We start from the raw sequence: 5,405 nt of genomic DNA, 5'->3' as shown, positions 1-5,405 counted from the left end.
TAAGTTAAGTCCGGCGGTGTCCTACTCTCCCACAGGGTCCCCCCTGCAGTACCATCGGCGCAAAGAGTCTTAGCTTCCGGGTTCGGAATGTGACCGGGCGTTTCCCTCTTGCTATGGCCGCCGAAACACTTGTTGACATGTAGTCAAAGTGAATCGAACAAACATATTGTCTGTTCGGTTCTCGACCGTACATCGAGAACCACATAGTGGACGCGTAGCATCATGCCAATCCGTTCCGAAACGATCGAAACAAACGTCATGCTTCCACCTCTAAGGGTGGGTTTGATTATCAAGTTATCGGCTTATTAGTACCGGTCAGCTCCGAGAGTCGTTAGTCCTCTCTTCCACATCCGGCCTATCAACCCAGTAGTCTAGCTGGGAGCCTCTCGCCCGAAGGCATGGAAATCTCATCTTGAGGCCGGCTTCCCGCTTAGATGCTTTCAGCGGTTATCCATCCCGAACGTAGCTAATCAGCGGTGCTCCTGGCGGAACAACTGACACACCAGAGGTTCGTCCAACCCGGTCCTCTCGTACTAGGGTCAGATCCTCTCAAATTTCCTGCGCGCGCAGCGGATAGGGACCGAACTGTCTCACGACGTTCTAAACCCAGCTCGCGTACCGCTTTAATGGGCGAACAGCCCAACCCTTGGGACCTACTCCAGCCCCAGGATGCGACGAGCCGACATCGAGGTGCCAAACCATGCCGTCGATATGGACTCTTGGGCAAGATCAGCCTGTTATCCCCGAGGTACCTTTTATCCGTTGAGCGACAGCGCTTCCACAAGCCACTGCCGGATCACTAGTCCCGACTTTCGTCCCTGCTCGACTTGTCAGTCTCACAGTCAAGCTCCCTTGTGCACTTACACTCGACATCTGATTGCCAACCAGATTGAGGGAACCTTTGGGCGCCTCCGTTACTTTTTAGGAGGCAACCGCCCCAGTTAAACTACCCACCAGGCACTGTCCCTGAACCGGATTACGGTTCGAAGTTAGATATCCAATATGACCAGAGTGGTATTTCAACAATGACTCCACCGACACTAGCGTGCCAGCTTCACAGTCTCCCACCTATCCTACACAAGCCACACCGAACACCAATACCAAGCTGTAGTAAAGGTCACGGGGTCTTTCCGTCCTGCTGCGCGTAACGAGCATCTTTACTCGTAGTGCAATTTCGCCGAGTTCGCGGTTGAGACAGCTGGGAAGTCGTTACGCCATTCGTGCAGGTCGGAACTTACCCGACAAGGAATTTCGCTACCTTAGGATGGTTATAGTTACCACCGCCGTTTACTGGGGCTTAAATTCTCAGCTTCGCCTTGCGGCTAACCGTTCCTCTTAACCTTCCAGCACCGGGCAGGCGTCAGTCCGTATACATCGTCTTGCGACTTGGCACGGACCTGTGTTTTTAGTAAACAGTCGCTTCCCACTGGTCTCTGCGGCCCTACCACGCTTCCCGGAGTAAATCCGCTGACGTGTCAGGCCCCCCTTCTCCCGAAGTTACGGGGGCATTTTGCCGAGTTCCTTAACCACGATTCTCTCGATCTCCTTGGTATTCTCTACCTGACCACCTGAGTCGGTTTGGGGTACGGGTGACTTGAACCTCGCGCCGATGCTTTTCTTGGCAGCATAGGATCATCGGATCTTGCCCTTGCGGGCTCCCCTTCAGCTCTCAGCCTGTATGAGAGACGGATTTGCCTATCTCTCGGCCTACAACCTTGGCCTGGGACAACCATCGCCCAGGACCGACTACCTTCCTGCGTCACACCTGTTAATACGCTAACCGCACCAGCATAGGGTCGTGCGCTAGGCCCAGAGTCTCACCCCGAAGGGATCAATCACTGGGATTCAGACACTTAGCATTACTGGATTAGCTTGGGCGGTTCTTCGTCAGTACGGGAATATCAACCCGTTGTCCATCGACTACGCCTGTCGGCCTCGCCTTAGGTCCCGACTTACCCAGGGCGGATTAGCCTGGCCCTGGAACCCTTGGTCATTCGGAGGACGGGTTTCTCACCCGTCTTTCGCTACTCATGCCTGCATTCTCACTCGTGTGGCCTCCACGGCTGGTTTACACCGCCGCTTCGCTGGCCACACGACGCTCTCCTACCCATCAACATGGCTGGACCAACACACTAAATGTGCGGCCTACCTATTACATCAATGCCACAACTTCGGTGGCGTGCTTGAGCCCCGTTAAATTGTCGGCGCGGAATCACTTGACCAGTGAGCTATTACGCACTCTTTCAAGGGTGGCTGCTTCTAAGCCAACCTCCTGGTTGTCTGTGCAACTCCACATCCTTTCCCACTTAGCACGCGCTTTGGGACCTTAGTTGGTGGTCTGGGTTGTTTCCCTCTCGACGATGAAGCTTATCCCCCACCGTCTCACTGCTGCGCTCTCACTTACCGGCATTCGGAGTTTGGCTGACGTCAGTAACCTTTTAGGGCCCATTAGCCATCCAGTAGCTCTACCTCCGGCAAGAAACACGCAACGCTGCACCTAAATGCATTTCGGAGAGAACCAGCTATCACGAAGTTTGATTGGCCTTTCACCCCTATCCACAGCTCATCCCCTCAGTTTTCAACCTAAGTGGGTTCGGTCCTCCACGCGCTCTTACACGCGCTTCAACCTGGCCATGGATAGATCACTTCGCTTCGGGTCTAGGACATGCGACTGAATCGCCCTATTCAGACTCGCTTTCGCTACGGCTACCCCTCACGGGTTAACCTCGCCACATATCGCTAACTCGCAGGCTCATTCTTCAAAAGGCACGCTGTCACCCCTACAAGGAGGCTCCAACGGTTTGTAAGCAAACGGTTTCAGGTACTATTTCACTCCCCTCCCGGGGTACTTTTCACCTTTCCCTCACGGTACTTGTTCACTATCGGTCATCTGGGAGTATTTAGGCTTATCAGGTGGTCCTGACTGATTCACACGGGATTTCTCGGGCCCCGTGATACTTGGGATACTCTTCGCGCCATCACGTCATTTCGACTACGGGGTTCGCACCCTCTCTGACCAGGCTTTCAATCCTGTTCGTCTATAACGCTCTGTAACGCTGTACCAGCGGCAGCCAGTACTGAAAAGTCCCACAACCCCGAACATGCAACCCCTGCCGGGTATCACACATGCTCGGTTTAGCCTGTTCCGATTTCGCTCGCCACTACTGACGGAATCACTGTTGTTTTCTCTTCCTGTGGGTACTGAGATGTTTCACTTCCCCACGTTCCCTCTACCCGCCCTATATATTCAGGCGGGAGTCACCAGGTCAACTTACGCAGCCTGGCGGGGTTTCCCCATTCGGAAATCCTCGGATCACAGCTTGTTTATCAGCTCCCCGAGGCTTATCGCAGATTACTACGTCCTTCTTCGGCTCCAGATGCCAAGGCATTCACCGTTTGCTCTTAAAAACTTGCAATCACATGAGTTTGAATCGATTCTTCGTTTCGGAAAAATTGACCAATGAATCTGATAAATCAGATCTATTGTTTGTGATTCGAACCCCGAAGGGTCCAAATCAAAGATGCTCGCGTCCACTGTGTAGTTCTCAAAGTACGGTCGGTACCCACCCTGCCGGCCACCATAACGGTTCCGCCAAACAGGAGAAGGTCCAGAGGTACAGTCCAAACCGAGGTTCCCCTCGACTTGTTCCGGTCCCTCAGGACCCAACAGCGTGCAACATACGAACCAGACCAACCCAGTGCTTTCCTTCCCAGGTAAACCTGGGCGTACTCATACCGGATCATTCCGATCCGCATCAATGTCAATGTTCCACCCATGAGCGCCAGCAGGAAACATTTGCTCCTGAACTGACTTGGCCAGTAATTCCGCTGTATACAGACGGACTGGCACATGCTCCTTAGAAAGGAGGTGATCCAGCCGCACCTTCCGGTACGGCTACCTTGTTACGACTTAGTCCTAATTACCAATCCCACCTTAGACAGCTCCATCCCACAAGGGGTTAGGCCACCGGCTTCGGGTGTTACCGACTTTCATGACTTGACGGGCGGTGTGTACAAGGCCCGGGAACGTATTCACCGCAGCGTTGCTGATCTGCGATTACTAGCGACTCCGACTTCATGAGGTCGAGTTGCAGACCTCAATCCGAACTGGGACCAGCTTTTTGGGATTCGCTCCACCTTACGGTATTGCAGCCCTTTGTACTGGCCATTGTAGCATGCGTGAAGCCCAAGACATAAGGGGCATGATGATTTGACGTCGTCCCCACCTTCCTCCGAGTTGACCCCGGCAGTATCCCATGAGTTCCCACCATTACGTGCTGGCAACATAGAACGAGGGTTGCGCTCGTTGCGGGACTTAACCCAACATCTCACGACACGAGCTGACGACAACCATGCACCACCTGTATACGAGTGTCCAAAGAGTTCACGATCTCTCGTGCGTTCTCGTATATGTCAAGCCTTGGTAAGGTTCTTCGCGTTGCATCGAATTAATCCGCATGCTCCGCCGCTTGTGCGGGCCCCCGTCAATTCCTTTGAGTTTTAGCCTTGCGGCCGTACTCCCCAGGCGGGGAACTTAATGCGTTAGCTGCGACACGGAGACCGTGGAATGGTCCCCACATCTAGTTCCCAACGTTTACGGGGTGGACTACCAGGGTATCTAAGCCTGTTTGCTCCCCACCCTTTCGCTCCTCAGCGTCAGTTACGGCCCAGAGATCTGCCTTCGCCATCGGTGTTCCTCCTGATATCTGCGCATTCCACCGCTACACCAGGAATTCCAATCTCCCCTACCGCACTCTAGTCTGCCCGTACCCACTGCAGGCCCGAGGTTGAGCCTCGGGTTTTCACAGCAGACGCGACAAACCGCCTACGAGCTCTTTACGCCCAATAATTCCGGACAACGCTTGCACCCTACGTATTACCGCGGCTGCTGGCACGTAGTTAGCCGGTGCTTTTTCTGCAGGTACCGTCACTTTCGCTTCTTCCCTGCTAAAAGAGGTTTACAACCCGAAGGCCGTCGTCCCTCACGCGGCGTTGCTGCATCAGGCTTTCGCCCATTGTGCAATATTCCCCACTGCTGCCTCCCGTAGGAGTCTGGGCCGTGTCTCAGTCCCAGTGTGGCCGGTCACCCTCTCAGGCCGGCTACCCGTCGTAGGCTTGGTGAGCCATTACCTCACCAACTACCTGATAGGCCGCGAGTCCATCCTTGACCAAAATTCTTTCCAACCACTGAAGATGCCTTCGCGGTTCGTATCCGGTATTAGACGTCGTTTCCAACGCTTATCCCAGAGTCAAGGGCAGGTTACTCACGTGTTACTCACCCGTTCGCCACTAATCACCAGAGCAAGCTCTGGATCATCGTTCGACTTGCATGTGTTAAGCACGCCGCCAGCGTTCGTCCTGAGCCAGGATCAAACTCTCCGTAAATGTTTAATTGCACGACCACC

General features: G+C 54.0%; 3 rRNA genes. All 3 read right to left on the bottom strand.

The features are described from left to right. Positions 1 to 8: 8 nt before the first annotated feature. The 3 genes from rrf to IWX78_RS16265 all read right to left on the bottom strand — a co-directional run bounded on the left by rrf (position 9) and on the right by IWX78_RS16265 (position 5,385). A 5S ribosomal RNA gene (gene rrf / locus IWX78_RS16275) occupies positions 9 to 125 on the bottom strand. 160 nt (positions 126 to 285) lie between these two features. Beyond that, positions 286 to 3,416, bottom strand: a 23S ribosomal RNA gene (locus IWX78_RS16270). A gap of 445 nt (positions 3,417 to 3,861) precedes the next feature. Further along, positions 3,862 to 5,385, bottom strand: a 16S ribosomal RNA gene (locus tag IWX78_RS16265). Together the 16S, 23S and 5S rRNA genes form the textbook arrangement of a ribosomal RNA operon. Positions 5,386 to 5,405 lie beyond the last annotated feature (20 nt).

This window comes from Mycetocola sp. CAN_C7, assembly GCF_015752285.1.
In the GTDB taxonomy this organism is placed as follows: Bacteria; Actinomycetota; Actinomycetes; order Actinomycetales; family Microbacteriaceae; genus Mycetocola_A.
This window is presented reverse-complemented; position numbering and strand designations above follow the sequence as displayed.